At 65.9% G+C, this 25697-nt stretch carries 26 protein-coding genes and 1 tRNA gene; 15 read left to right on the top strand and 12 right to left on the bottom strand.

Translation table 11 applies throughout. From position 1 onward, the window contains the following. The first annotated feature begins 5 nt into the window (after positions 1-5). The 5 genes from ACQPZ2_RS15750 to ACQPZ2_RS15770 all read left to right on the top strand — a co-directional run bounded on the left by ACQPZ2_RS15750 (position 6) and on the right by ACQPZ2_RS15770 (position 4494). A complete protein-coding gene (locus ACQPZ2_RS15750; RefSeq protein ID WP_433526234.1) occupies positions 6-527 on the top strand; it encodes a hypothetical protein in 522 nt (173 codons plus the stop codon). Positions 528-540: 13 nt separating this feature from the next. Continuing rightward, complete coding sequence (locus ACQPZ2_RS15755) at positions 541-1008, top strand: nuclear transport factor 2 family protein (protein WP_433526235.1); 468 nt, start codon at positions 541-543, stop codon at positions 1006-1008. A 264-nt stretch (positions 1009-1272) separates the two neighbouring features. Further along, on the top strand, positions 1273-2118 hold the full coding sequence (locus ACQPZ2_RS15760; protein ID WP_433526236.1) for an alkaline phosphatase family protein: 846 nt from the start codon (positions 1273-1275) through the stop codon (positions 2116-2118). A gap of 109 nt (positions 2119-2227) precedes the next feature. Beyond that, positions 2228-3517, top strand: a complete 1290-nt coding sequence (locus ACQPZ2_RS15765; protein WP_433526237.1) for an MFS transporter — start codon at positions 2228-2230, stop codon at positions 3515-3517. Continuing rightward, entirely contained in the window at positions 3514-4494 is a 981-nt protein-coding gene (locus tag ACQPZ2_RS15770; RefSeq protein WP_433526238.1) for a hypothetical protein, read from the top strand. The genes ACQPZ2_RS15765 and ACQPZ2_RS15770 overlap by 4 nt, the downstream gene beginning before the upstream one ends. Positions 4495-4867: 373 nt before the next feature. Here the strand turns inward: ACQPZ2_RS15770 and ACQPZ2_RS15775 are convergent, their stop codons facing one another. Together ACQPZ2_RS15775 and ACQPZ2_RS15780 are read right to left on the bottom strand one after the other, a co-directional pair. After that, a complete protein-coding gene (locus tag ACQPZ2_RS15775) occupies positions 4868-5260 on the bottom strand; it encodes a hypothetical protein (RefSeq protein WP_433526239.1) in 393 nt (130 codons plus the stop codon). Between the two features lie 3 nt (positions 5261-5263). After that, a complete protein-coding gene (locus tag ACQPZ2_RS15780) occupies positions 5264-5614 on the bottom strand; it encodes a hypothetical protein (RefSeq protein ID WP_433526240.1) in 351 nt (116 codons plus the stop codon). A 126-nt stretch (positions 5615-5740) separates the two neighbouring features. Here ACQPZ2_RS15780 and ACQPZ2_RS15785 point away from each other — a divergent pair, with 126 nt between their 5' ends. After that, the gene (locus ACQPZ2_RS15785; protein WP_433526241.1) at positions 5741-6526 is read left to right on the top strand and encodes a murein transglycosylase; all 786 of its coding nucleotides are present in this window, start codon (positions 5741-5743) and stop codon (positions 6524-6526) included. Positions 6527-6683: 157 nt separating this feature from the next. After that, on the top strand, positions 6684-6926 hold the full coding sequence (locus ACQPZ2_RS15790; protein WP_433526242.1) for a hypothetical protein: 243 nt from the start codon (positions 6684-6686) through the stop codon (positions 6924-6926). A gap of 24 nt (positions 6927-6950) precedes the next feature. Here the strand turns inward: ACQPZ2_RS15790 and ACQPZ2_RS15795 are convergent, their stop codons facing one another. Next, a complete protein-coding gene (locus ACQPZ2_RS15795; protein WP_063038619.1) occupies positions 6951-7250 on the bottom strand; it encodes a hypothetical protein in 300 nt (99 codons plus the stop codon). A 679-nt stretch (positions 7251-7929) separates the two neighbouring features. On the opposite strand from ACQPZ2_RS15795, the gene ACQPZ2_RS15800 reads away from it, so the two are divergent. From ACQPZ2_RS15800 to ACQPZ2_RS15815, 4 genes are all read left to right on the top strand, one after another. Further along, positions 7930-8634 carry a DUF5995 family protein gene (locus ACQPZ2_RS15800; protein ID WP_433526243.1) on the top strand — a complete coding sequence of 235 codons (705 nt, stop codon included), beginning with the start codon at positions 7930-7932 and terminating at the stop codon, positions 8632-8634. A gap of 205 nt (positions 8635-8839) precedes the next feature. Beyond that, positions 8840-9136, top strand: coding sequence for a hypothetical protein (locus ACQPZ2_RS15805; protein ID WP_433526244.1), 297 nt, complete (start codon positions 8840-8842; stop codon positions 9134-9136). Beyond that, entirely contained in the window at positions 9133-11619 is a 2487-nt protein-coding gene (locus ACQPZ2_RS15810) for an ATP-binding protein (RefSeq protein ID WP_433526245.1), read from the top strand. Before ACQPZ2_RS15805 ends, ACQPZ2_RS15810 begins: the two co-directional genes overlap by 4 nt. 291 nt (positions 11620-11910) lie before the next feature. Beyond that, on the top strand, positions 11911-12102 hold the full coding sequence (locus tag ACQPZ2_RS15815) for a hypothetical protein (RefSeq protein WP_433526246.1): 192 nt from the start codon (positions 11911-11913) through the stop codon (positions 12100-12102). A gap of 130 nt (positions 12103-12232) precedes the next feature. On the opposite strand, the gene ACQPZ2_RS15820 is transcribed toward ACQPZ2_RS15815, so the two are convergent. The 7 genes from ACQPZ2_RS15820 to ACQPZ2_RS15850 form a co-directional block, all read right to left on the bottom strand. Continuing rightward, positions 12233-12745, bottom strand: coding sequence for a hypothetical protein (locus ACQPZ2_RS15820; RefSeq protein ID WP_433526247.1), 513 nt, complete (start codon positions 12743-12745; stop codon positions 12233-12235). 278 nt (positions 12746-13023) lie between these two features. Beyond that, entirely contained in the window at positions 13024-14331 is a 1308-nt protein-coding gene (locus ACQPZ2_RS15825; RefSeq protein ID WP_433526248.1) for an FAD-binding oxidoreductase, read from the bottom strand. A gap of 25 nt (positions 14332-14356) precedes the next feature. Beyond that, positions 14357-15820 (bottom strand): amidase family protein, encoded by a 1464-nt coding sequence (locus tag ACQPZ2_RS15830; RefSeq protein WP_433526249.1) that lies wholly within the window; start codon positions 15818-15820, stop codon positions 14357-14359. Beyond that, positions 15817-16269, bottom strand: a complete 453-nt coding sequence (locus tag ACQPZ2_RS15835; RefSeq protein WP_433526250.1) for a DUF2871 domain-containing protein — start codon at positions 16267-16269, stop codon at positions 15817-15819. Before ACQPZ2_RS15835 ends, ACQPZ2_RS15830 begins: the two co-directional genes overlap by 4 nt. A 7-nt stretch (positions 16270-16276) precedes the next feature. Then, the gene (locus ACQPZ2_RS15840; RefSeq protein ID WP_433526251.1) at positions 16277-16714 is read right to left on the bottom strand and encodes a DUF4267 domain-containing protein; all 438 of its coding nucleotides are present in this window, start codon (positions 16712-16714) and stop codon (positions 16277-16279) included. Positions 16715-16787: 73 nt separating this feature from the next. Then, positions 16788-20051: an AfsR/SARP family transcriptional regulator gene (locus ACQPZ2_RS15845; RefSeq protein ID WP_433526252.1), complete on the bottom strand. Its 3264-nt coding sequence runs from the start codon at positions 20049-20051 to the stop codon at positions 16788-16790. Positions 20052-20248: 197 nt separating this feature from the next. Beyond that, positions 20249-21451 (bottom strand): epoxide hydrolase family protein, encoded by a 1203-nt coding sequence (locus ACQPZ2_RS15850; RefSeq protein ID WP_433526253.1) that lies wholly within the window; start codon positions 21449-21451, stop codon positions 20249-20251. 103 nt (positions 21452-21554) lie between these two features. Here ACQPZ2_RS15850 and ACQPZ2_RS15855 point away from each other — a divergent pair, with 103 nt between their 5' ends. Next, entirely contained in the window at positions 21555-22121 is a 567-nt protein-coding gene (locus tag ACQPZ2_RS15855; protein WP_433526254.1) for a CGNR zinc finger domain-containing protein, read from the top strand. 110 nt (positions 22122-22231) lie between these two features. Here the strand turns inward: ACQPZ2_RS15855 and ACQPZ2_RS15860 are convergent. Beyond that, positions 22232-22316, bottom strand: a tRNA-Leu gene (locus tag ACQPZ2_RS15860). Positions 22317-22371: 55 nt separating this feature from the next. After that, positions 22372-22911 carry an HD domain-containing protein gene (locus ACQPZ2_RS15865; protein WP_433526255.1) on the bottom strand — a complete coding sequence of 180 codons (540 nt, stop codon included), beginning with the start codon at positions 22909-22911 and terminating at the stop codon, positions 22372-22374. 174 nt (positions 22912-23085) lie between these two features. Between ACQPZ2_RS15865 and ACQPZ2_RS15870 the strand changes: the two genes are divergently transcribed. From ACQPZ2_RS15870 to ACQPZ2_RS15880, 3 genes are all read left to right on the top strand, one after another. Next, on the top strand, positions 23086-24246 hold the full coding sequence (locus tag ACQPZ2_RS15870; protein ID WP_433526256.1) for a glycosyltransferase: 1161 nt from the start codon (positions 23086-23088) through the stop codon (positions 24244-24246). A gap of 61 nt (positions 24247-24307) precedes the next feature. Beyond that, on the top strand, positions 24308-24502 hold the full coding sequence (locus tag ACQPZ2_RS15875) for a DUF3046 domain-containing protein (RefSeq protein ID WP_063038523.1): 195 nt from the start codon (positions 24308-24310) through the stop codon (positions 24500-24502). Beyond that, complete coding sequence (locus ACQPZ2_RS15880; RefSeq protein WP_433526257.1) at positions 24499-25695, top strand: phosphotransferase; 1197 nt, start codon at positions 24499-24501, stop codon at positions 25693-25695. The genes ACQPZ2_RS15875 and ACQPZ2_RS15880 overlap by 4 nt, the downstream gene beginning before the upstream one ends. The last annotated feature ends 2 nt before the right edge of the window (positions 25696-25697 follow it).

The raw sequence follows: 25697 nt of genomic DNA on the forward strand, positions 1-25697 counted from the left end.
CCGGTATGGAAAAGAGACTGGATAACCTCGAGGATTTGTCGGCCTTCAAGCTGTCTGATGACGACCGCGAGAGGTTGTTCGAGCTGCAGAACGAATGCACCGTCTGTTGGACCAACAAGGATGGTTGGCCGGTCGGCATGCCGCACTCTTTCGTCTGGTCGGACGGCAAATTCTGGGTCCACACCACCACCAACCGGAAGCGGGTGCGGGCACTGCGCGCCCGCCCGCAGAGTTGCATCGTGGTGTCGAGTCTGGGCACCGAAATGATCGGGGCGATGGTCACCACCAAGACGATGGCGAAGGTACACGACGGTGACCGCGACCTGGTGCGGTGGCTCCTGCCGTTGTTCTTGGCGCGGGTCGGGATGGCCTCCGACGAGGAATCCTTGCGTCAGCAGACCGCGCTACTCGACACGCCAGGGCGTGTGGTGATCGAGTTCGACCCGGTCGATTCCTTCACCTACGACTCCCGAGCGCTGAGCCAGGCCGTAGCGGCCAGCGGCTACGACCGCTGGGACCGGGGCTGAGGAGGATCGGTCAATGGGCGACATCGAGGCCATCGAACAGGTCAAATACCGCTATCTGTATGCCATCGACACCAAGGCATGGGACGTCTTGGAAGACACTCTTACCGAGGACGTCATCGGCGACTACGGCGAAGACGGCCATCAGGGCGGCAATCTCAGGTTTGCCAATCGCGCCGATCTGGTCGAGTTCATGCGGTCGGCCCTCGGTGCGGCCGTCCTCACCGAGCACCGAGTGAATCATCCGGAGATCACTGTGTACGGCGATGAGGCGACCGGTCGCTGGTATCTGCAGGACCGGGTGATCATGCTCGAGCAAGACCTGATGCTGATCGGAGCCGCCTTCTACAACGACCGGTATCGGCGCACCGCCGACGGCTGGAAGATAAGTTCCACCGGCTTCGATCGCACCTACGAGGCAACCGTCTCGCTCCAGGATTTGCCCAGCTTCACCGTCAGAACCGGAGTAGCGCTCAATCTTTGACCACCTGGAGCCGCCACAGCGCCCATTAGATCCAAGGTCTCCGATTTATTCACATGACCAGTTTTCTTTTATTCATATGACCAGTTCATTTTATTTCATGTGACCAGTTTGTTTTTGCCCCCGGGGGGAATAGTTTTATCGCTTTATTTGTTCATTTCGCGCACATCTAGCGTCCTCGAAATATTTGGGATAACGGCGACTGCGGGTTCTTAGGATTGCCCGGCCCTGGTGCTGCCAGGGCATGGTTATCCCTCAGGAGGATTCGTGTTCAGGAAGCGCATTGCGCCCGCGATCATGGCGGCCGCGGCTTTTATCGGTATGGCGACGTCCGCTGTCGTCAGCTCGTCCAACGCGCAGGCGGCGACGAGCGTTCCGGTGTTCGACCACATCGTGCTGGTGATGTTCGAGAACCATTCCTATTCGCAGATCAACGGTAGCTCCAGCGCCCCCTACTTCAATAACCTGGCAGGCCAAGGAGCGAAATTCACGCAGTCCTTCGCGGTCACGCACCCAAGCGAGCCCAATTACCTGGCGATGTTCTCCGGGTCGACCCAGGGCATCACCGACGACAGTTGCCCGCACACCTTCGGCGGCAACAACATCGCCAACCAGCTGATCACCGCGGGCAAGTCCTACAAGAGCTACTCCGAGGCCATGCCCTCGGACGGCTACACCGGCTGCTCGAGCGGCACGTACCGGCGCAAGCACAATGCGGCACCGTTCTTCAGCAATGTGCCGGCGACCAGCAATGTGCGGTTCAGCCAGTTCCCGTCGGACTATTCGACGCTGCCGACGGTCTCGTACGTGGCGCCCGACATGTGCAACGACATGCACGACTGTTCGATCAGCACCGGTGACACGTGGCTGCAGAACCACATGGATGGCTACGCGCAGTGGGCCAAGACGCACAACAGCCTGCTCATCGTCACCTTCGACGAGGACAACGGCGGTTCGTCCAACCACATCTTCACCACGTTCGTCGGCGCACACACCCAGGTCGGCACCTTCTCCAACCAGATCAACCACTACAACGTGCTGAGCACCATCGAGAGCGCCTACGGGTTGTCCCACCTGAACCCCGCCTCGGAGATCACCAACGTGTGGAACTGACCGTTCGCGGATATCCGCGACTGATCGGTAGCTGGTAATCACCCCGCTCGCGGGCATGCCGATGGCGTGTCCGCGAGCGGCTCCCGCAACTCACTGAGGTGGCACACCCATGTACCTGTCCACGATCGACCGTCCGCACGCCGGGGACGACGCCACGAAACCGTCGCGAAGAAACGTGTTCTTCCTGTTGAGCGGCAACGTGTTCGCGCTCGGCGCGGTCAGCCTGGTCACCGACATCTCTTCGGAAATGATGACCGCGGTACTTCCGGTGTACCTGGTCGTCGGGCTGCACCTGAGCCCCGCCGTCTACGGCGTCGTCGACGGCACCTACACCGGGGCGACAGCACTGTTGCGGCTGGTCGGCGGATACATCGCAGACTTGACGCGGCGCCGCAAGTTCATCGCGGGGATGGGCTACGGGCTGTCGGCTGCTGCGAAAATCGGGATGCTGGCGGTGGGCAATTCGGTCGGCGCGATCGGGGCGGTGATCGCGATCGACCGCACCGGCAAGGGTCTGCGCACAGCGCCACGTGACGCTTTGATCACCCTGTCCACCCCACCACAGCTGTACGGCCGCGCGTTCGGCGTGCACCGGATGATGGACACGATCGGAGCTTTCGCCGGGCCGCTGGTCGCGCTCGGCATCCTTGCCGCGACCGCGCAAGCCTACGACGCGGTGTTCGTGGCCAGCTTCTGCATTGCCGTATTCGGCGTATTCGTACTGGTGCTGTTCGTTCGGGATCACCGCGGCGAACAGCCATCGAAGGGCACCGTGTCACCCTCGGCGCTCGGCGGGCTGATGAGGATGGCGCCGGTGCGGCGGCTGGTGGCGGCTGCGTGCGTGGCCGGGATGGTCACCATCGGCGACGGCTTCGTCTACCTGCTGCTGCAACAGCGCGAACACCTCAGCGTCAGCTGGTTCCCGTTGCTGGCCGTCGGCACGAACCTGTCGTATTTGCTGCTGGCCACGCCGCTGGGTGTGCTCGCCGATAAGGTCGGCCGGCTGAGGGTCGTGCTCGGCGGCTACACCGCGCTGGTGCTGGTGTATCTCTTGCTGTTCGGGCCCTTCGGCGGCACGGCCTTGCTGCTGGTGGTGCTCGCCCTCTATGGCCTGTTCTATGCGGCCACCGACGGGGTGCTCATGGCCCTGGCCAGCCCGGTCCTGCCCGAATCCGTGCGCACCACCGGAATCGCGCTGATCCAGACCGGACAGGCGTTGTCCTACCTGGTGTCCTCGGTGCTGTTCGGGCTGGCCTGGACGGTGTGGGGACCGGCGAGCGCGAGCCGGATCGCCGCGGTTCTGGTCGCGGCGGCTGTGCTCGTCCTGGGTCTGCTGCTGCGTGGCATCCCGGCCACGAACCGCTCCGACACCGCCGAGGTCGCCGAGGAGCAGGCATGACTCGGCGGGTATTGCTCGCACTACTCGGGGCGGCGCTGCTGACCGCGGTCGCGGTCGGCTACGGCGTGTTCACGGTGACCCGCGTGCGACCTGCGGTGTCCGTAACCAACGGGCTGAGTCTCACGGCCGGGCCAGGAATCCTGTTCCGCAGCACGGCACCGGACAGCAAGGGCCACCTGGCGATTGTTGCCACCGAGGATCCGGGCGGCTCACGCTCGGTATCCGCGCTCGACTGCCTGCGGGTCGACGCGGCAGGCGGCACCGGCATCTGTCTACGGCAGGACGGCGCGCTCCCCACCTTCCAGGCCGCCGTCTTCGACAGCTCACTCGACGTGAAGAAGGAAATCCCGCTGGTCGGCGTGCCCAATCGCACCCGGGTATCCGGGGACGGGCGACTGGCGGCTTGGACGGTGTTCGTCGCGGGCGACTCGTATAACAACGGGCGGTTCTCCACCCGAGCCGGGCTGATCGACCTCGAGACCGGGGACATGATCGACTCACTGGAATTCCTTACGGTGACCCTGGACGGCCATCCCTACACCGCTGCCGACCTCAACTTCTGGGGTATCACCTTCGCCGCCGACGGCAACACCTTCTACGCCACGATGTCCACGGCCGGACACCGGTACCTCGTGGAAGGTGATATCGCGGCGAAAAGCGTCCGAACCATCGCGCAGAACGTGGAATGCCCATCGCTGTCCGCGGATGGCAGACGTATCGCCTTCAAGTCGGCGATCGATGGGGACCCCGCGAAGGGCTGGCGGTTGTCGGTGCTGGATCTGGTGTCGGGCGCGCGGACCCCGCTGGCCGAAACCCGCAGCGTGGACGACCAGTCGGCTTGGTTGGACCCGAACACCATCGGTTACGCGATCCCGCGGGGCACCGACGACTCGGATATCTGGGCGGTCCCGGCAGACGGCTCCGGCAGTCCGCGGCTGCTCATTCCGCACGCCGAATCCCCGGCGGCATTCGGCTGACCGGAACACGGAAATCCTGACAGGCACTACTCGTTTCGAAAAGAAATTAATTCCTGATGCAATCATTGGATAGTAACGAACCCGGTCCGAACGATTCCAACCCAACCGATATCGCTGACCGCGATGCAACCGAATTTATCCGCCCCCCTGACAGCGGGACCACCGATTACCAGACAAAGATGCTCAGCGGGACGACCGATCATGCCGCTGTCGATACCGGCGACGAACGCAGTGAAAGCGGTGCCGTTGATTTCGGCGACGATTTATCCGACGACAGTTCCGTATCCCCGGATTCCGGGCCGTCCACCAGGTTTCTCGATCTTCGTAAGCGCTTGTCGCATCTCGCGGCCGGAGATGTGCGCCGGCACCTGCCCTATGCCGCGGCTGCCGCTGTGCTGATCGCACTCGTTATCGGAGCGGTGGCAGCCGCGGATTCGAGGCGAAACGAAAAGGCAGGCAATGTCTTGGCGTCGTCGGAGGTCTCCGAGACGTCGAGCACCGCGGATACGACCACCGAGATCGGGCCGATCAGCGACGTTGCCGATAACTCGGAGACGCCGAATGACGTGCCCGTTCCGGATGACACCGCAACGGCGGGCAGCGAGGCGGACGCCGCGACCGAAACGACCACCGGCGAGTCGACCGACACCACCACGAGCGATCCGGGCACGACGCCACCCGACTCCGCGGCCTCGACCACAGCCCCCAGTGTTTCTGTCAGCGCGAGTGCCAGTTTCTCGGTGCAGGCCGCCCCTCGATCGGACATGAGTCAGCCCGGCGTGGTACCCACCCCGGATCCGATCACCGCAACCACCGTTCCGGTGATCGTCGCCCCCTCCAGCACCACCATTGTCTCGACGAGCCCCGCGCCGACCGAAACGACGCCGCCGACCGACACGGCAACGATCACCGGCACCACGACAACATCGGTCTTCCCGACAACCACGACGGCTATCGGCAGGACGGCGACATCGACCAGCGCCAGGACAACCACGCCGTCCGGCAAGACGACAACCACATCGGCCCAACGCATTCCGATGACGACCACAATCACGAAGACGACCCAGAGCAAGCCGGTACCGCCACCGTCCCAGCCGACGATCGCGCATCCACCGACCACGACTCCGCATCACTCGACCGCGCCCAAGCCCACGAAGGTGACCGCGAAAACGTCGCCACCCCTGCGCACCGAATAGCGAGCGGCCCGCATTGGAAGACCCACTGCAACAGTGAATTTCGAGGGACGATGACGAATTCCTATCCGCCCGGCCCGCGCGGTCGCGGCGTGATCACAGTGCCCACGGCGCTGCTCGTGGCAGCGGTAGCGACAATCCTCGCGGGATGTGGTGGTGCATCCGATCCGTTGCCGCCCCGTGCGGGTGAGCCGGTACCGGCGATTCGGCTCGACGCGGTCGATCACCCGCTCGATCAGCTCGGTGACTGGGCTCGAGTGCGAGCCGGAAAATACGGGATCCCGGTGCGTGCGTTGCAGGCTTACGGATATGCGACGGTGGCCATGGCGAAGGCACAGCCGACGTGCCATCTCGGCTGGGTCACCCTGGCTGGGATCGCCCGTGTGGAAAGCGATCACGCCCGATTCGGCGGTGCCACCATCGCGGCCGATGGTCTGGTGCGGCCACCGATCCGCGGAATCGCCTTGAACGGCACCGGCGGCAATGCCCTGATCGTCGACCCCAACGCCTCGACCAGAGCCGGGCGCACGGTGTATGTCCGCGCCATGGGACCGTTTCAGTTCATCCCTGACACCTGGAAACGCTGGGGTGTGCGCGTCGGCACCGACTACAGCACCCTCACCAAAACCTTGGAGACCGGCAAACCCGCTGCCACCAGCGATCTTTCGGGTAGCCCCGACAACATCGACGATGCGGCGCTGGCTGCGGGCCGCTACCTGTGCGCGGCAGGCGGTGACCTGGCCACCGCCCATGGCTGGCGGCAAGCCATCCTGGCTTACAACCACTCCACCGTCTACGTCAACCGAGTACGCAGCGCCGCAATCGGTTACGAGAGCTGACGGAGCACGGAACGGGCTGCCCTCAGGGGGTGGCCCAGCGAGATCTCGGTCGGCCATCGACACGAATTGATACCTGAGCGCTGTGACGGTCTATCCTGCGGGTACGGCCGCGGATGATGGTGGAAAGCATCCGGGTTGCGCGAGTGGGTGAGTGATCATGAAGACGAGATCGCCGGAGACGGTGAAATGCCGGGGGTGTCACTGCTGGTGGCCTTTGAGCGCGCACAATGTGTGCCATTGTTCCCAATGCCATCAGACGTTTACCGGTGAGAAGGCGGCGACGCTGCACTTGGTTGTGGATTATCGCCACAAACCGCACGTCATCTGCCGCACGCCGCAGAGCGTCGGCCTCGTTGATGCCGGCCGCGATTACCCCTGCTGGGGCTTCCCGCAGAATTAGCCGGTTCTGATCCCCCGATCCGGACTACCGGCCGGTCGTGCTTTGGTCCTGCTGGGCGAGGACGAAGGTGCCCTGGCCGTTCGGGTCCAGTTCGGTGTCGAGGATCTTGTCGTCCAGGAAGGCCGCGGCTTGCTCGTCCAGGAAGATCCGTGACCCTTCCGCGGTCAGGACCTGGTCCTGCTCGGCCGGTCCCGCGGCGATCGCGAGTGACATCGTCTCCGCGCCATCCGTCGTGGAGATCCGCAGCCCGGCATCCGTCGGCGTACCGTCCGCGGAGGTGATGGTGCGAACTGCCTCGATGGCATTGGGGGTGAGCATCAGCATGTGTCTGGTTCCTTCCGCTGTCGTGGCAGTCGGCCGAGGTAAGCGGCGGACTGCATTTCCCGCGGGCTAGTCTCCAGCCCCGATCATGAGCCGGTGGCGTCCTCGGCACCGGCATCCTCCTAGCTGTAGCCATGAACTGTCTCGGGCAAACTACCTTTCCGGGCATCGCAACCGATCTCATGGCCTACACAGGAAAATCTTAACTTACTCTCAAGTCAGATTACTTCTGAGTTACCTTACTTAGAAGTAATGTCAGTGGCATGACGCTGGCGTCTACGTGGTGAACGTCTACCTCACCGTCAGCTCCACCAGTGTTCAGACGCCCGGAGGCGGGATGACCACCGTGGCCTACAAAGTCACCGTGAACAAGAGTGCGGGCTGGAAGATCACCGACGTCGGCACCGACCATCCGGTGAAAGCCACAACGAAATGAGTACCGACACCCGTCCGACTGTCCGGAACTGATTCCATGATGTTTGTCCGAAGTAATCCGTTGCTGCTCATGGTCGTTCGCCCAGCGATACCGTGGTAGGTGGAAGGGTTCGGTCAGGCCCGGCGAGAAGCCGGTGGAAGCCAACCAATCTCAGCAAACCGAAGCGACGGGCGGATCAACCCTCCAGTACCTGTTCAACGTGCCGGCAGCAACCCCGCCGTGCCGAGGACTGCAGAGGAGGAGATCGTGACAACGGTTCAAATTCCCGGTCCCGTCGCCGAGGTCATCCGGCGAATGCACGACATCAAGGACGAGCTCGATCCGCGCGACGGCGTCGCGTGCTTCAACAACATGTATTTGCGCGTCACCGAATTGGTCGGTCAACAGATCACCGCGGGATTCTTCGCCGACCCCGAATTCGTCGAACGCCTCGATGTGGTGTTCGCGCAACTGTATTTCGATGCGATCGACGCCGACAAGGACGGCAGATGGCCGAATCCGGTCTGGCAGCCGGTCTTCGATTCCCGGTCCAACCGCACCGTGTGGCCACTCCAGTTCGCGTTGGCGGGCATGAATGCCCACATCAACCACGATTTGGCGATGGCAGTCGTGATGACCTGCAAGGAGCGGTCCACCACGCCCGACACCAAACCGGTGCACGCCGACTATCTGAAGGTCAATGAGCTGCTGGCACGGGTCGAGGCCGAGGTGCGCGCGGAATACGAGCCCAAGTTGCTCCGGCTGACCACCAAGGATGCCGAGACGATGAAGCACATCCTGTGCAGCTTCAGCATCGCCCACGCCAGGGACGCGGCCTGGGCAACGACGCAGTCGCTCTGGATGCAACGCAACAACAGCATGCTCCGCCGTATGACCGAGCGCGGACTCGAAGAAGGCGTCGGAGCCACAGGACGGCTGCTCCTCACCCCTGTAGTCCCGCCGCCGAAGTAGACCTCAGCTTGTTCCTTGTCCGCCGGATCGAAACCGGCTGGCTTGGTTGAATCGATGGTGGAGGCGCGACCCGGGCCTCGCCTTTGTCGGCGATACGCTGAACATTGGCGAAAGGTAAGCGCATGTTGCCCGGTGACCGAAGACATGTCGGTGGGATCGCACTCGGCCGATGACCCAGGACGATCCGCTTCGCACACACCATGAGGTGGCAACGACCACCATGGCGGAGTTGGCCGCGGCCGGTTTCGAGGATGCGGTGGAGCTCGGCCGCGGCGGTTTCGGGGTGGTAGATCGCTGCTGTCAGGTCGCGCTGGATCGAACGGCGGCCGCGGATGTGTACGCGCTCGGCGCGACCCTGTTCTGCGCGCTGACCGGCCATACCGCGTTCCGGCGTCGTAGGGGTGAGAACGGGACACAGTTTCCGCGGATCACCGCCCAACCGATGCCGGACCTCCGGGACAGTGGCATCCCCGACGATGTGTCGGTAGTGGTGCCGCGATGAGCCGCGACCCTGACGAACGTCCTTCTGCGGCGGGTGTGGGGGAGAGCGTTCGACAGGTGCAGCAGCGCCAGGGTGTCGCGGTTGGTGAGGCGGGCCGACAGTCGGATTCGATTGTCGAGCATCGGGACCGGGAGCCAGCGGTGGAGGGACGGCGCTCGTCGGCCGCGGGCGCCGAGGGCAGTGGTGGCAATCTGCCGTTCGAGCTGACTAGTTTTGTCGGCCGACGCACCGAGTTGTCGGCGGTAAAAAATCTGCTTTCCACGTCCCGGCTGATCACCTTCACCGGAGTCGGCGGTGTCGGCAAGACGCGGCTCGCGCTACGGGCCGCATCGCAAGCGCGGCGGGATTTCGCCGACGGAGTGTGGTTGGTCGAACTGGCCGAGGTCTCCGATGCCGCGCTGCTGGTCGATGTCGTCGCGGCTACCCTCGGTTTGCGGGACGCGGCGCCCGGTCCTTTGCGCGATGTTCTGGTCAAATTTCTGGGCGCGCGGGAAATATTGCTCGTTCTGGACAACTGCGAGCACATGGTGGAAGCCGTGGCGAAGTTGACCGAGGCGTTGCTGCGGACCTGCCCGGAGCTGCGGATTCTCGCCACCAGCCGGGAAGCGTTGAATATCGCGGGGGAGGCGGTGCTGCGGGTGGCGCCGTTGACGGTTCCGGATCAGGACCGGGAGCCGGCGCTGACGAGGCTGCCCCGTTTCGATGCGGTGACGCTGTTCGCCGATCGCGCCGCTGCAGCCGTGCCCGGCTTCGAACTCGACGAGCACAACAAGGCTGCCGTGACCCGGATCTGCGCTCGGCTGGATGGGTTGCCGCTGGCGATCGAACTGGCGGCGGCTCGGATGCGTGCGATGTCACCCGAGCAGATTCTGCAACGCCTCGATGATCGGTACGCGCTGCTCACCCGTGGCAGTCGTACCGCGCCGACCCGGCAGCAGACGCTGCGATGGTGTGTCGACTGGGGCTATGAGTTGTGTGCCCCGGACGAACAGCGGCTGTGGGCCCGGCTGTCGGTGTTCGCCGTGAGTTGCGAACTCGACGCCGTGGAACAGGTATGCGGTGTCGGCCTTGCGCCGCACAGCTCGCTCGATGTGCTGTCCGCCCTGGTGGACAAGTCGATTCTGATCCGGGAGGAATCGGACACCATCGTCCGATTCCGAATGCTCGAGACAATGCGTGACTACGGTCGGCAAAAGCTGCGAGAGTCCGGCGAAGACACGGAGCTGCGCCGACGGCACCGCGACTGGTACCAGCAATTGGCGCTGGACGCCCAGGCCGGGTGGATCAGTGACCGGCAGCCCTACTGGATCGCCCGCCTCGAGCGCGAACTCCCCAACCTGCGCGAGGCGCTCGAATGCTGCCTTTCCGAGGACACCGACGAGGCGGCTGCGGCCGGGCTGCGAATCGCCGCCGCGCTGCACGAATTCTGGATCCTTCGCGGAATGTACGGGGAAGGCCGAACCTGGCTCGACCGCGTACTCGCCCACCCCGGCGCGCAATCGATACCCGACCGCATCGGTGCGCTACGCGCCGCCTGCGAGGTTGCTGCGCCACAGGGGGATTTCCCAGCCACCGCCGCCCTGCTGGAGGAGGGGCGACGGCTCGCTCAACAGGCATCTACCCCTGCCATCCAGGGACAGCTCGCCTACGCTACCGGCATCACCGCACTTGCCAGCGGCGCAGCGGCCGACGCATCCTCCGCCCTGGAACGAGCTGTCGACCTGCTCGGCTCGAACCAGACCGGAGAGCTCTACATCAGTGCTCTGACCATTCTCGCCTGGTCATACGAACTGCGCGGCCACATGGTTCCAGCGACCGAGCATTACCGCCGAGTACTTACCATCACCGAAGCGCAGGGCGAATTGCTCTATCGCTCTGCCGCGTTGCGTGGCTTGGGCGTTTCCGCATGGCTGCAAGGCGAACGGGACCGTGCCCAACGGTTGCTCGAGGCGGCATTACGAATCAACCGACGGCCGAATAGTCCGGTGTTCACCGCATTCAGCCTCGAGGCGCTGGCCTGGACTACCGCCGACCAGGGCGATACCGAGCGCGCGGCCGTGCTGATGGGGGCAGCCCAGGGAAAATGGCTGGTGGGCAGCAGTGTGCGGGCCGTCCTGCGGAATATGTCGCGCTTTCACGAGGAATGCGAGCGGACGACACGTCAAACCCTCGGCACTCGCAGATTCGATGGTGCCTTTCGGGAAGGCGGGGAGATGAGTATGGATGCCGCTATCGCGTATGCGCTCGGGGTACAACCCGCCGATGCGGCCGCCGCGGCGGGCGCCCCCGCGAAATTGACCAAACGCGAGCGGCAGGTCGCCGCCCTCATCGCCCAAGGACTCACCAACAAGCAAATCGCTGCCGAGCTGGTGATCGCGCAGCGCACGGCCGAAGGTCATGTCGAACATATCCTGACCAAGCTCGGATTCAACTCCCGCGCTCAGATCGCGGCTTGGACAGCGGATCAAACCGAAGAACACTGACCGGGTGAGGTAACCGAACACTGCGGCTGCGTTCGTGAATACGGTAGCCAGCGGTAAACTGTCTTTGACGCCTTCCGCGATCCGGATGACGTCTTGTCCGGCCGGTCGATGTTGCAGCTGTCGGCCAGTCGAATGCGCGTTTCTCTATCGGGACGCATCAGATACTTCACCAAGTAGCGAATCGCGTGTCGCAAAGTCGATTCGGCACGTAACGCACTCGCAGCCCAGTCCGGTAGCTCGGCAGCGCGGCCTCCTACACGGACGAAACAAAGCTCGTTGTAAGGAAGCGAAATGTCCAGCAATATCGTCAAAACCCTGGTCGCGACTGCCATTGCCGCGCCCCTGCTCGTGCTCGCGGCGCCCGCAGCCATTGCCGATTCGACGGTCGCCGCGCCTACGGCGTCCTCCATTGCTCCGGTCGACGGATCATTCGGATCAGCTACGTGGTGTTTCCCCCTCGGCAGTGTTGTCTGGTGCATCTGAGTGAGCGTCTGGGAACTCCGGTGTCGGGTGTGACATTGCTCGGAGTGCTGCAGCTGGTGTCCGGAGGGGGTGTCGACCAGTACGCCAACCTCCTGCAACACCGAAAACTGCTGGTCATCGGCAAATCGAACTAGGCGATGAACTGGCCGATGATCGCACCGACCGCACAGCCGATGATGGCACCCACCAGGAAGAACCAGATTCCGATCAGAATGCCGATGACACAACCGATCATCTCGCCGACCTCGACGACGGCGAAGTTTCCCTGTGCCTGGTGCAGCCCGGGCACGGGGGCCGACGCCGGAGTCAGCGTCAGTTCCGTGCCGGTGTTGTCCAGCGTCGGCGTGAGGTCGAACGTCTGCCCGGTCTGGGCCTGCAATGTCGTCGGAATGGTGCCGACGACGGTGCCGTCGTCCGCGGTCACCGTGACCGCGTCGGGGCCGAGGGTGAATCTGCCGGAGGCCAGCCGCACCAGCGCGCTGGTGCGATCGGCGGCGAGGGCGGTGGTGTAGGCGACGGGACCGGCGTTCGCGCCGACGGTGACATCCGAGACCACCCCCGCCTGACCGTTGGCCATGACGGTTGTGGTGCCGGTGGCCGCGATCGCCAAGATCGCGGTCGCCAGGAGCTTCTTGATCTTCACCACACTTCCATTCGTTCCGATTTTCGACATTCGCAGACGAACGGCACTGAATGGGATCGCTCCCGGCTATCTTCTTGTCTTCGGACAATATCGCATTTCAGGGCAAAGCTTTGGCGCACATGCCGCTTGATAGCTATCTCATCGCAATCGGGCATCCTTGCTGGTGAGGGTGTCGAGGTTGCGACAGCCGATCGGCAGGCCCAGCGCTGCCCCGCCGATCACGATCGGCGGGGCAGCGCTGGGCGCAGGTGCCTGACCTCGGGCTCGAAACCGAAGGTTCAGTGGGGAATCGGGAAGTTGGCGCGGAATACGCCGTGTGGGTCGCGGGCCCGCTCGAGCTTTCGCAGCCGGTCCAAGGTGCCGGTGTCGAAAACCTCTGCGACACTGTCGCCGGGGGACAGGACGGTGTACGGCTTGCGGCCGCTGACTCGCGCGCCCAGATCGGCGATGATGCGCTTCTGAGTCGCGTGGACCGCGGCAACGGTGTCGGGGTCCGAGCCGGTGGCCTGCAGAGACAGTGCGTAGGGCTCCGCGAACGGCGGAACCGCGCCTCGGGTGGGCTCGGCGAGCGCACCTCCCAACTGCCGGAGCTGGATACCCATCAGCGGATCGATCGGCGCGTGCAGCAGAATCTCGGCGGCGGTCTCGTCCAATACGGTCAGCAGCTCCGTTCGCAGCAGTCCGGGGCCTGGCGCGGTGGGCTCGTTGACGATGGTGCCCAACTCGGCCGGGGACAATTCCCGGCGCGTGTCCGCGAGGATGCCGTCGATCGTGTCCAGCTGTCGCAGCAGTTCCCGTCCGCGCGCTGGTTCGCCCAGGTAAGTGGCGGCGATCGCGATCATCGGGCGTGCCTGCGGCAGCTCCAGCCGATTGAGCCAGACCGTGAGCTCGGCCGGTGCGTGAACGGTGATGTCCTGGAAGGCATCACGGACCGCCTCCGTCTGCTCGGCCGGCCAGGCGATCAGGCCACCGAACAGGGCCGGAGCCGCGAACAGATCGAACTCCATTGCCGTCACCAGTGCGAAATCCCCGCCGCCGCCACATAATGCCCAGAACAGCTCCGGGTCGGATGCCGCGGTGACCCGGGCCTGATGACCGTCGGCATCGACGATGTCGAAAGCCCGGACGCTGTCGGCCGCCCAACCGTATTTGCGGCCGAACCACGACAATCCGCCACCGAGGGTATAGCCGACAACGCTGACCACCGGGGAGCTTCCGGCCAGCCCGGTCAAGCCGTGCTTGGCGGCCGCCGCCAGCACCTGGCCCCAATTGGTTCCGGCACCGACGCGGGCACGTCGCCGCACCGGATCCACCTCGACCCGATCGAGCCGACGCGTGCGCACCAGGATGGCGCCGGCGGTATCACCGGAAGCGCCGTGGCCGTTGGGCTGAGCGGTCACCGACAGACCGGCGTCGCGCGCGTAGCCCACCACGGCGGCCATATCGTCCGCGTCTTCGACGTGCACGACCGCCGCGACCGGCTGGTCGATATTCAGATTCCACGGTGTCCGTGCGGTATCGAACTCCGCGTCGCCCGGCAGCAGTACTCGTCCGCGCACGGCGGATCGCAATGTGTTGTGTGACATCTGGATTCCCTTCGCTGAGAAACACTCACCGCGTCGCGCCCGAGACACCGGGCGAAGCCTGGCTCGGGGCAGGGTGCCGTGTGGTCGGGTCGGTCGCCGGGGAGATGGGTGTGGGCATCGGAAAGGCCACTTCGATATGGGCGGCGGCAGTCAGCGCGCGGCGCTCGGCGAATGGGGCGGTGATCAACTGGACCCCGATCGGAAGACCCTCGGCCGAGACGCCCGCGGGGACCGTGACCGCGGGCAGGGCCAGGTAATTGGCGGCGATCGTGAGGCCGTGCGCCGCATACATGGTCGCGACCTGTGCGGTGCCGCCGAGGTCGTAGCCGACCGGCCAGGGCAATTCGGTCGAGACCGGGCCGAGCACGATCGGGTGCTCCGCGAGGAAGCGGGACCAGGCCGCGCGGCGGGTGAGGCGCTCACCCAGCGCGGTCATGTAGCCCGCCAGATCCAGCGGCGGGAACAGGTCGATCGCCGCGTCTATGAAGGTGTTCAGCCCGGCGCTGCCGATTCGCCGCATGGCCTCGCGGCGCTGGACCACCACCTCGGTGGAGACCAATCGGCCGTAGTCCGCCGCCACCTCGCCCAATTGCGGCGGATCCAGTTGGGCTACCGGATATCCCGCGCGTTCGAGGGCGTCGGCGCAGCCGAGCACCGCGGCCCGCACCTGCGGATCGATATCGTCACCGAGCGTGACGGCGACCGCGGGCAGGGCGGTATCGGTCGCGTCACGCACCGGAATCCATCCGGGATCGCGCACGTCAGCGCTGTCGCTGAGGACCTCGAAGGCGGTCGTCAGATCGCGCACGGTGCGCGCCAACGGCCCTGGTGCCGCGAACAATTGGTTTGTCGGTGCGGGTGCGGCACCGGGCAGGCTCGAGGCCACCGCCACCCGGCCGGGCGTGGTGCGCAGGGAGGCGACTCCACAGAACGCGGCGGGTATCCGGAGTGAACCGCCGAAGTCGGTGCCCAGGCCGAGGGGTGTCATGCCCGCCGCTACCGCGGCGGCGTCACCGCCGCTGGAACCGCCCGGGCTGCGGGTCGGGTACCACGGATTCACCGTCGGGCCCGCCTCGTCGTTGTCGGTGTGCCAGCGAGTGGCGAAGTCCGGCATGTTCGTTCGCCCGATGACGATCGCCCCGGCTCGCCGTAATGCGGACACCGCGGGTGCATCCGCTGTCGCGACGGCCTGTCCGAAGCCCGCCACGCCCCAGGTGGTCGGGCTGCCCGCGACATCGAGGTTGTTCTTGACGGTGACCGGAACCCCGTGTAGCGGCCCGGTCGGCACCCCGCGGTCGGCCGCGGCCGCCGCCGCACGCGCGGCCTCGGCGAATACCGTGGTGAGCGCGCCGATTTCGGAATCGACCTGCTCGATGCGCTCGAGATGCGCCTCGACGACCTGGGCCGCGGTGACCGCGCCCTCGGCGATCAGCGCCGCGAGCGAGACCGCGTCCCGCGTCCACAGCGCGCTGTCCTGGCCGGTGTTCACGATGCCTCCTGTTCGGCGAATACCGCTGCGGTGCACGGTGTTCGGCTGTCGTCGATGGATTTGCCGAGCGTGATGAAGAAGAGGATCAGCCCGGCGGTCAGCAGGATGTGGCCCACACCCGCGCCGAGCGCGATCGCCTCACCACTGCTCTTGCCCAGCACGGTGAGGGTGCCGTGCAGCGTCATGGCCGCGACGGTGATGGCCAGGCCGATGTTGTACAGCCAGAAGAACCAGCCGTACAGGCTTTTCCGGGCGCTGAGCGTGAACTGCTTCTCCAAGGCCAGCACGATGAGGAAGAACAGCATGCCCAGCGCCAGCACGTGGGTGTGCACGACACCGAGCTGCGACTGCCCGGTGAAATGTTCGATCTTGGTGATCTCGCGGTAGTAGAACCCGGAGATCAGGCCGATGATCATGTAGATATGAGCGGTATTGACCAGTGTCTTCATCGGGCGCTCAACGGTTTTCACGGCGCAGCAGCAGCGCGCCGGTGGCGGCCACCAAGCTGGCGGTGAGGCCGTGCACGCTCAGGGCGGTGGCGGTGGAGCCGCGGCGCACCAGGATAGTGAGCATGTCACCGGTGGGGATGAGGGCGATGGTGAGTAGGGCGACGCCGGCAGCGCGGCGCTGCCCGGCCGCGAGCAGGGCGAGCACGATCAGGCCGGTGACCACATCGCGGACGCCCTTGACATTCAGGAAGCCGTCGGTCTCGCCGTGCGGCCAGTCGGTGAGGCCGAACTCCGAGGCCATTCGCTGGGGGGCGAGCAGATAACCGCCGCCGACGGACATGATGAACCCGGCACCCAGTACGGCACCGGCCGTGCCGAGACGTTCGCCGAGTCGGCGGGAACCACGCACGGAAACAACTGATTCCGTGCTCGGGGGAACGGACATGAACACTCCTGGATCGGTGGGATACGCGTCCCGAGCATCCAGTGCGGCCCGTACCGTTCGCTGACAGTCGTTGTCAGCGAACGGTACGCAGCAGTTCGAGCACCGCCTCGTCCGGAAGCCGAGCGCCCGCAAGGAATTCCGTGCCCATGCGCACGGGGCCGAGCGCCGCTTCCGCCTGGTCGAGCGCCCGCCGCCGGAACGGACCGATGCGGATCACCCCGGCCCTCCGGTTGATCCGGTCGGTGGCGCCGAGAATACGGGCCGCACGCCCCGGTGCGCCCTTCGCCAGACCGATCAGGGCATAACCGATACCGACCTCGGCCAGCAGCGCCGCCGAGGTCTGGGCGGCCAGATCGCGGGGCACGGCCAGCTCTCGCAGCGCGTCGTCCGGTCGCCCCGCCGCGACCAGAGTCGCCGCGTGCGCGGTGCTCACGAAGACCAGGTTCACGAAGCGGGCGGTGTCGTGGCGTCCGGCGGGTGGCGGGCCGGAGGGGAGCGGCTGCTCGGACATCCGCCGGTACAGTTCCAGCGCGCGGTCGTTGTCGCCGCACAGGTGGGCCAGGTGCGCCTGCGTCGCCGCCAGGAAGCGCCCGGGTGCGGGGATGATGTGCGGGGTGATCAGGGCCTCGGCCCGGTCGAGATAGGTTGCCGCGCTATCGGTATCGCCACCGACCAGGTGCATCTCCGCCGCGAAGAACAGCACGCCGATGCGCTCGGCGGCGCCCAGGTCGGCGCTGAGTAGTTCCAGCGCGCTCACGATCAGCGGGCGGGCGCTGTCCAGGCCGAGCATCCGGGTCCGGTAGCTGGCCAGGGAGGTCAGGGCGCGGCTGTGTGACCGCGCGTCACCGTGCGCGCTAAGGCAGGTCAGCGCCGCCTCCAGAGTGGGCAGGGCGCGGGCCGGATGGTCGCCGCCCAGTTCATCGAAACCCCGTGCTATCAGCGCATTTCCGCGTAGCCATGGATCGTCGGAGGTGGTGCACGCGGTCAACAGGCTGTCGTCGTCGCCGAGCAGGTCACGCAGCGCCAGTATGAGCACGAACATCGGGTGCGGGGGCCGATCCTCGGTGAGGGCCGCGCGGGTCAGCCGCTCGAATTGGCCCGTGTTCTCCAGGATTTGGCCCCACCAGATATTGGTGAAGTACGCGGGCAGCTCCTCGGCGTACCGGCAGGCCAGATAAGCCCCGGTGCACCCCGGCGGCGGTGCGTCGCCGAGCAGGGCGAGGACCTCGCGGCGGCGCTCGGAGATGTCGCGGTGCAACCCGCGCAGCAGCCAATACCAGACGAGATTCGCGTACAGGCGAACCGCACGCTCACCGTCGCCGACGTCCAGTGCCCAGCGCAGCGCGGTTTCGCAATTGCCGTGTTCGGCGATCAGCCGCGCGAGCCAATCGGGGTGTGCGGCAGTGCGTAATCCGGTGGCGGCGACGTCGGTGAAGTCCAGGAAGCAGTCGGCATGGATACGGGCGACCTCGTCCGCATCGCCGACTGCGGTCAATTCCGCGGTCGCATAGGCTCGGATGGTCTCGGCCATTCGATAGCGCTGTCCATCGAAGTCCACCAACGACTTCGTCACCAGTGAGGTGACCGTGTCGATGGCGTCCGGACCGCACACCCGGGTGATGGCGTCCAAGGTCGCGCCGCCCGCGAAAATCGAAAAACGCCGGGCTGCTGCGGCTTCCGCGTCGGTGAGCAGTCCCCAGCTCCAGGCGACGGCCGCGTGCAAGGTGCGATGGCGCGGGACCGCGAGGCGAGTGCTGTTGGTGAGCAGCCGGAAGCGATCGGTGAGCCGCGCGCTGAGGTCCGGCAGCGGCAGGCTCCGCAGGCGAGCGGCGGCAAGTTCGATGGCCAGCGGCATGCCGTCCAGGCTGCGCACGATGGCGCGGATATCCGCGGAATTGCTCTCGGACAGCGCGAAATCCGGGAGTGCCGCGGTGGCGCGGTCGATGAACAGCCGGACCGCGGGCGATGCGGTGACCGCCACCATACCCGCGTCGGCTTCGGGCAGGTCCAAGGTCCGGACCGGATACAGTCGCTCGCCGTCCACGCCGATCGGCTCCCGGCTCGTGGTGAGCATCCGCAGCAGGGGCAGCCGCTGCAACAGATCGTCGATCAGGCGCGCGGTCGCCTCCACGACATGCTCGCAGTTATCTAGTACCAACAGCATTCGGCGGCCGGACAGGGTCCGCTCCAGTACTTCGGCCCACTCCGCGGACAGTTCGTCGGGTCGCTCGAACTGAGCGAGCGCGTTCGCTATCGCCACTCCGACCGCGGTCACGGCCGACCGATCGGCTCGTTCCCGCTCGAGTGCGGCGAGTTCGACGAAAGTGTAACCGTCCGCCCAATCCTTGGCGTGCGCCCCGACCATCTCGGCGGCCAGCCGGGTCTTCCCCACGCCCCCGGTACCCGACAGTGTCACCAGTCGGGCCTCGCACAGCGCCCGTCGCACTCCTTCCACGTCGCGTCCGCGTCCGACGAAGCTGGTGCACCTCCTGGGCAGCAGCGGCGCGGACACTTTTGATGTCCCGCTGGTCCGGGATGCTGCCGTAACTCCCGTTCGACCCGATCCGGGCGTCGTCTCGATGGCAGGTTCGTCGACTGCGGGATTACGGGGCGCGTTCGTGTGAATTTCGGCCAGGGCCGAGCGCAGCACCTCGGCGGGTGTCGTGCCGAGCTCGTCCAGTAACAGGGTCTCGGTTCGTTGAAACTGTTGTATCGCCTCGGATGTTCGCCCCGCTGCCGCCAGCGCCCGCACCAGTCGTGCGGCCAGCGTCTCCCGGAACGGATGTGCCGCTGCTTCCGTGCGGAGCTCACCCAATACCTCGCCGCCTCGGCCCAGGGCTCGAAAGGCGTCCGCTCGCAGTTCGACTGCGTCGAGCCGCTGTTCGGTCAATCGCAGTGCCGCGGCGCGCAATTCCTCCGATTCCCCCGCATCGATCAGCGGCTCCCCGCGCCACAACGCGAGCGCGGCATCGAAGCACGCGATGGCTCGTTCGGCCTCACCTGCCGCGAGCAATGCCCGCCCCGCCTCGACCTCACGTGTGAACCGATGCACATCGACGTCCTCGGGTGCCAGTTCGAGCACATATCCGCCCCCGTCATTACGCACCACCCCCGGCGACGCCGCGCGCAACCGACTCGCCAAGGTCTGCAACGCATTCCCGGTCCCCGCAGGCGGGTCCTCCCCCCATACCCCGTCCACCAGTCGCGCCGCGGGCACTATTCGCCCGGCTTCGAGCGCCAGCAACCCCAGCAATGCCCGCACCCGCGGCCCCCCGACTGACGCCTTCGTCCCGTCCGCGGCCTCCACCATCACCGGACCCAATAGCCTTACCAGCATGAATCGTCCATCTCGCGGTCGATCCTGCGCGGCGCCCGGCCCTCTCGTCAACCCGGGCGAACCGGGGACCTCGCCGCATTGCGGCTATCGAACCGCCTCGGGCGAAAGCCGGCGAAGGCCGACTCGCGGGGACTTGATCGAATGACCTTGGGGCAGACGAGAGAGCGCCGGTTCCGAGTCCCGGCACCCAGCCGCGGTCACCGATTAGCGGCCAGCACTGCCGCGAGGCCTTCTCGCAGATCCTTGACGAAATACTCGGGAACCTCCAGCGACGGGAAATGTCCCCCGGTTTCGGGCGACCTCCATCGGACGATTTGTCGGTACCGCTGCTGTGCCCAGGGGCGTGGACACTTCTCGATGTCGCGGGGATACATACTGATTGCTGACGGGACGTCGACCCGAAGTTCGGGGTCGAGCGAGTTGTGGCTCTCGTAGTAGATGCGGGCTGACGATGCGCCGGTGCGCGTCAGCCAATACAGGGTGACGTCGTCGAGAACTCGGTCTCTGGAAATCGTCTCGAACGGGCTGTCTTCGGTGTCTGTCCACTCGGCGAACTTGTCGAGGATCCAGGCGAGCAGCCCGACTGGTGAGTCGACGAGCGAGTAGCCGATGGTCTGCGGCCGGGTCGCCTGCTGCTTGGCGTACGCCGCGTGGTGGCGCCAGAAATCGCGGGTTTCCTCGGTCCATTTGCGCTCGGTCGCCGTCAGCTCGTCCGTTGTCAACCCGGGCGGTGCCTGTGCGGTCGTTGTGTGGATGCCGAGAACGTGCGCCGGGAACCTGCCGCCGAGGACCGTGGTGATCACACCTCCCCAGTCGCCGCCGTGGGCTGCGAACTTGCTGTAGCCGAGCCTTCCCATCAGCTCCACCCATGCGGCCGCGACCTTTTCGGTTCCCCACCCGGTGGTGGCCGGCTTGTCGCTGTAACCAAAGCCTGGTAGCGACGGGGCCACGACGTGGAACGCTGGCGCGTCTGCATCTTTCGGATCTGCCAGCTCGTCTACTACATCGATGAACTCGGCAATGCTGCCTGGCCAGCCGTGCGTCATGATCAGAGGAGTGGCATCTGCGCGCGCGGATCGGCGGTGTAGGAAGTGGATTCCCAGATCGTCAATGGTCGTGCGGAACTGGCCGATCCGGTTGAGGCGCGCTTCGAACGACCGCCAGTTGTACTCGGTGCGCCAGTAGTTCACGACATCGACGAGGTCGGCGAGAGGAACGCCCTGTTCCCATCGGCGAGGGTCGGGCGCGGCGCGATAGACCGTCTCAGCTTCCGGCAGTCGTGCCGCGGCTAATCGCGCGCGCAGATCGTCGAGGTCGGCGTCAGTTGCGTGGGCTTCAAATGCTCGCACGTCGCTGGGGTCGGGCGTGAAAACCGGATTGAGGTGGCCAAGTGTGGGCATGAGACCTCCTGGTGGTCGCGGAACCGGCTCCGACCTATCGCGAACCGGCAAAGACGGTTCTAGCATGCCCCCGTGTCAGCCAGCAACCCGCTAAGGTGGTTCCATGCCTGCTGGGTTCCCTGACTTTCGCCTCGGTAACGTGCTAGCGACCAGCTTCACGGGGACTCTGACGGAGCGTCGTGGCGACGCTGTGGAACGCATTCCCACGCCGCAGCGACTCGTCGACTGGCTGGCCGTGAACGGTCTCGCCGTGGACTCCTGCACCACCGCCCAGCTCGAACTCGCTTGGGAACTGAGGGAATCGATTCACGCCGCCGCGACAGCGGCCGCGATCCAAGACGCTCTCCCTGCGTCCGCTGTCCAAGTCATCAATGACTGCAGCATTCAGGGGCGGGCGGCGGCTATCCTGACGCCCGAGGGCCGTCGTCGATGGCGACTCAGCTCGGCTTCCCGCGTAGAAGATGCCCTAGGCGTAATCGCCGCCGACGCGATCAGCATCATCGCAGGCGAACGAGACGGAAAATTGGCCTTGTGCGCATCGCCGACCTGCCGAGCCGCCTTCTTCGACACCAGCCAAAGTCGCACCCGCAAATGGTGTGACATGAACACGTGCGGGAATCGTCAGAAGAAGGCGCGCTTCAATGCCAACCAGCGCAAAAACACGCTGTGAAGCCACGTGGTCGCGCGGAATGCATTGCCGGGCTGTGCAAGTCGCCGTTCGACGGTCGCGCGTCCCTCCGGCATAACCGCAGGTAGAACGGTGACGTGACGTGCTTTCTGTGTCCGGAGGGGGACTTGAACCCCCACGCCCGATAAAGGGCACTAGCACCTCAAGCTAGCGCGTCTGCCATTCCGCCACCCGGACCGGTGTTGCTGAGCAAGGGTAACGGATGTATGCGGAAGTATTGAAATCGGTGGGGTCAGCGGGTGCCGGCGACGCGTTCGATCACTGGACGCCAGGACTCGACGGAGGCGACCCGAAGGCCGACCACCTTGCCCGCGTCGTCGGCGCGGCGGAGGGCGAGGGCGGCGGTGAAGCCGGGATCGGTTCGGAATTCAGCGATTTCGGTCTCGGTCATCGGACCGCCCTGGGCGACCAGGGTGCGTCGGCTGGCGGGAGACAGGGTGTGGGCGGGGTCGGTGGCGGCCAAGTAGCGTTTGGCGACAACGTGTAGTTCGACCAGTCGGGCGACGCGGTCGCCGAGTAGCGAACGAATCGCGTCCGCGCCGTGTCGGCCGTGACCCGCGTCGTCGCCGGGAACGAGTTTATGGCCGATATCGTGCAGGAGTCCGGCGAGTTGCAGTTCCTCGTCCTCGGGATGGGATCGGCGCAGCAGCTCTGCGCATTGCAGGTCGTGGTCCAGGATGTCGACGAGGTCGCCGCTGCGGTCGGGCATATCCCAGACCTCGGCGCATCCGGCCAGCAGGTTCAGCAATTCGTCGATGGTGGTGACGGGCACCTCGACCCCAATCTGTCGATCCGGCCGGAATGGTCTAGACCAGGATGCCCTCGATCGGCGCTCGCCGGGTTTCTTCCGAATGGCATTTCGATGAACGCGGGCCGCACTGGGCTGCTCGACCGATCCGGGTCCGCTCCGCACCGAGTTCCGGCACCGATGTGGCAGGCTGGCCGCATGCGTGTTGCCGTTGTTGCCGGGCCGGATCCCGGCCATGCGTTTCCGGCGCTGGCGCTGTGCGAACGCTTCCTGGCCGCCGGTGACGATCCGGTGCTGTTCACCGGACCACGTTGGTTCGACGCCGCCAAGCAGGCGGGCATCGCGGTGCGCAGACTCAAGGGGCTCGCGCCGCGCACGGTCGACGACGATGATGATGCCGGTCAGCGCATTCACGAGCGTGCGGCACATATTTCGACCGAAATCCTGCCCGATCTGAGCGCGATGCTGCCGGAGCTCGTGGTGTCGGATGTGCTGACCGCGGGCGGCGGGATGGCAGCCGAGCGACTCGGGGTGCCGTGGGTCGAGCTGTCGCCGCATCCGCTGTATCTACCGTCGAAAGCGTTGCCGCCCATCGGAAGTGGCCTCGCGCCGGGGGAGGGGGTGCGCGGCCGCCTGCGTGACGGTGTGCTGCGCACCATGACCGCCCGTGCCGTTCGCAACGGTCTGCGTCAGCGCGAGCACGCCCGCGAAAGCGTCGGATTGCCCGGCACCGATCCAGGCCCGGCGGCCCGCCTGATCGCCACCCTGCCTGCCCTCGAGGTGCCGCGCCCCGACTGGCCCGAGCACACCCACGTCGTCGGCCCGCTGCTGTGGGAGCCGACTCCGAAAATCCTCGAGCCACCGCCCGGCGATGGGCCGCTGGTCATGGTCGCACCGTCGACCGCGCATACGGGTGTCGCGGACATGGTCGAAACCGTGCTCGCCGCATTGGACGGAGCGGGCGTCCGGGTGGCCATTTCCATGCTCGACACCCCGCCCACCGACCTGCCGCCATGGGCAACGGCCGGACTCGGCCGTCAGGACGAACTGCTCACCCATGCGTCGGTCGTGGTGGGCGGCGGCGGCCATGGTCTGCTCGCGAAATCCCTGCTCGCGGGTGTGCCGATCGTGACGGTACCCGGCGGCGGCGACCAGTGGGAACTCGCCAATCGCGCTGCTCGCCAAGGCAGTTCGATACTGGTCCGCCCCCTGACCGCCGGCGCGGTGCGTACCGCAGTCCTCGATCTGCTCGATACGCCCGGCTACACCGAGGCGGCGCAGCGAGCGGCCGCCGGTATCGCGGAAGTTGCGGACCCGATCCGCATCTGTCACGACGTCCTCAGCGTGCGGACCCGCTAGCCTGTTCGCCAATCGAACGGCCCGAGGGAAGGCCCGCAGCGGCGCGAGTATCTTGAATACGGTGCGGTTGACCGAGTTCCAGGAGCTGTTGCACACCGAGTTCGGTGTGTCCCGCGGCGATGCGCTGCTCAGGGACCACACCATCCCGGCATTGGGCGGGCGGACGGGCGCCGCCGCCATCGAGGCGGGCATCGACCCGCGTGACGTGTGGCGCGCGCTCTGCGCCGACTTCGACGTCCCGAGAACACGCTGGTGAGCGATCACGGATACCGCTTCGACGAGCGGCTGCGCATGATCCCCATCGATCATGCGCAGCTGGCCGCTCGCGTCGCGACCGCACGCCCGGTCGATTTCGCCGAATTCCGCAAGATCGGCATCGAGCTGATGCTGCTCGGCCGCTACGCCGAGGCCCTCGATCACCTCGATCGCGCCCTCGAACTCGCCGATAGCGACTATCGCCGGAGGTCGGTCTGGATCAACCTCGGTGATGTCTACCGCTATTGGGGTGACATCGTCACCGCCGAAACGCTGTATCGCCGAGCCGTGGACCGAGCCGGCGACTCCGAGGTGCTCTCCTTCGCGCTGCAGCACCTGGGCAAGGCCCTTGCCGAACAGGGCAGACTGCCCGAGGCCAGGGCGCGGCTCACCGAGGCGTTGAAACTGCGCGTCGTCGAGGGGGATGCCGAGCTGATCGAGGCCACCCGCACCACCCTCGACCTGCTCGATGATCTGCCCACGACCTTGCCGCCGAAGGTCGCCGCGGTGCTGGGTGCGGACCCCGCGTGGTCGGAGGACCACGAGGGAATGAGCGGCGGTGTCGCGCATGTCGACGGTGCGTACTGGGTGAAGCGGGGACCGAAGGCCACAGCCGAGTACGCGCGGTTGAATTGGCTGCGGGGCAAAGGGATTCAACTACCCGACATTGTTGTGTTCGAAGAGGATGTGCTGGTTCTCGCCGACGCGGGTCTGCCGAGTCTGGCCGCTGAACCGACAGAATCGGTGGGCGCGGTCATGGGCGCGCTGTTGCGGCGGCTGCACGATATGCCCGTTGCCGAGTGCCCGTTCGACGGCAGGTTGGATGTCATGCTGGCCCAGGCGCGCCGCCGTGTGCTCGAGGATTTGGTCGATGTCGACGACTTCGACGACGACAATCGAGGGCTGACGCCGGAACAGATCTACCAGCGACTGCTCGCCGAACGTCCGCCGGACGAGGATCTCGTTGTCGCGCATGGTGATTTCACCCCGTCCAATGTGCTGGGCGGCGGTCTGCTGATCGACGTCGGCGGTTTGGGTGTCGCGGATCGGTACCGCGATCTGGCTCTGGTCGAGCGCGACCTGCGCGAGGACTTCGGTGCCGACGAACTGAGCGCGTTTTATGCCGCCTATGGACTCGCCGAGCCGGACCGGCGGCGACTTGACTACTACCGACTACTCGACGAACTCTTCTGAGC

The organism is Nocardia pseudovaccinii, assembly GCF_050942345.1.
GTDB classification, from domain to species: domain Bacteria; phylum Actinomycetota; class Actinomycetes; order Mycobacteriales; family Mycobacteriaceae; genus Nocardia; species Nocardia pseudovaccinii.

What these genes read in the sequence shown, in the direction of transcription:
- ACQPZ2_RS15750 (WP_433526234.1), top strand. Translation starts at nt 6, where the DNA reads ATGGAAAAGAGACTGGATAACCTCGAGGATTTGTCGGCCTTCAAGCTG.
- ACQPZ2_RS15755 (WP_433526235.1), top strand. Translation starts at nt 541, where the DNA reads ATGGGCGACATCGAGGCCATCGAACAGGTCAAATACCGCTATCTGTAT.
- ACQPZ2_RS15765 (WP_433526237.1), top strand. Translation starts at nt 2,228, where the DNA reads ATGTACCTGTCCACGATCGACCGTCCGCACGCCGGGGACGACGCCACG.
- ACQPZ2_RS15770 (WP_433526238.1), top strand. Translation starts at nt 3,514, where the DNA reads ATGACTCGGCGGGTATTGCTCGCACTACTCGGGGCGGCGCTGCTGACC.
- ACQPZ2_RS15775 (WP_433526239.1), bottom strand. Translation starts at nt 5,260, where the DNA reads ATGTCCGATCGAGGGGCGGCCTGCACCGAGAAACTGGCACTCGCGCTG.
- ACQPZ2_RS15785 (WP_433526241.1), top strand. Translation starts at nt 5,741, where the DNA reads ATGACGAATTCCTATCCGCCCGGCCCGCGCGGTCGCGGCGTGATCACA.
- ACQPZ2_RS15790 (WP_433526242.1), top strand. Translation starts at nt 6,684, where the DNA reads ATGAAGACGAGATCGCCGGAGACGGTGAAATGCCGGGGGTGTCACTGC.
- ACQPZ2_RS15795 (WP_063038619.1), bottom strand. Translation starts at nt 7,250, where the DNA reads ATGCTGATGCTCACCCCCAATGCCATCGAGGCAGTTCGCACCATCACC.
- ACQPZ2_RS15810 (WP_433526245.1), top strand. Translation starts at nt 9,133, where the DNA reads ATGAGCCGCGACCCTGACGAACGTCCTTCTGCGGCGGGTGTGGGGGAG.
- ACQPZ2_RS15815 (WP_433526246.1), top strand. Translation starts at nt 11,911, where the DNA reads ATGTCCAGCAATATCGTCAAAACCCTGGTCGCGACTGCCATTGCCGCG.
- ACQPZ2_RS15825 (WP_433526248.1), bottom strand. Translation starts at nt 14,331, where the DNA reads ATGTCACACAACACATTGCGATCCGCCGTGCGCGGACGAGTACTGCTG.
- ACQPZ2_RS15835 (WP_433526250.1), bottom strand. Translation starts at nt 16,269, where the DNA reads ATGAAGACACTGGTCAATACCGCTCATATCTACATGATCATCGGCCTG.
- ACQPZ2_RS15840 (WP_433526251.1), bottom strand. Translation starts at nt 16,714, where the DNA reads ATGTCCGTTCCCCCGAGCACGGAATCAGTTGTTTCCGTGCGTGGTTCC.
- ACQPZ2_RS15845 (WP_433526252.1), bottom strand. Translation starts at nt 20,051, where the DNA reads ATGCTGGTAAGGCTATTGGGTCCGGTGATGGTGGAGGCCGCGGACGGG.
- ACQPZ2_RS15850 (WP_433526253.1), bottom strand. Translation starts at nt 21,451, where the DNA reads ATGCCCACACTTGGCCACCTCAATCCGGTTTTCACGCCCGACCCCAGC.
- ACQPZ2_RS15855 (WP_433526254.1), top strand. Translation starts at nt 21,555, where the DNA reads ATGCCTGCTGGGTTCCCTGACTTTCGCCTCGGTAACGTGCTAGCGACC.
- ACQPZ2_RS15870 (WP_433526256.1), top strand. Translation starts at nt 23,086, where the DNA reads ATGCGTGTTGCCGTTGTTGCCGGGCCGGATCCCGGCCATGCGTTTCCG.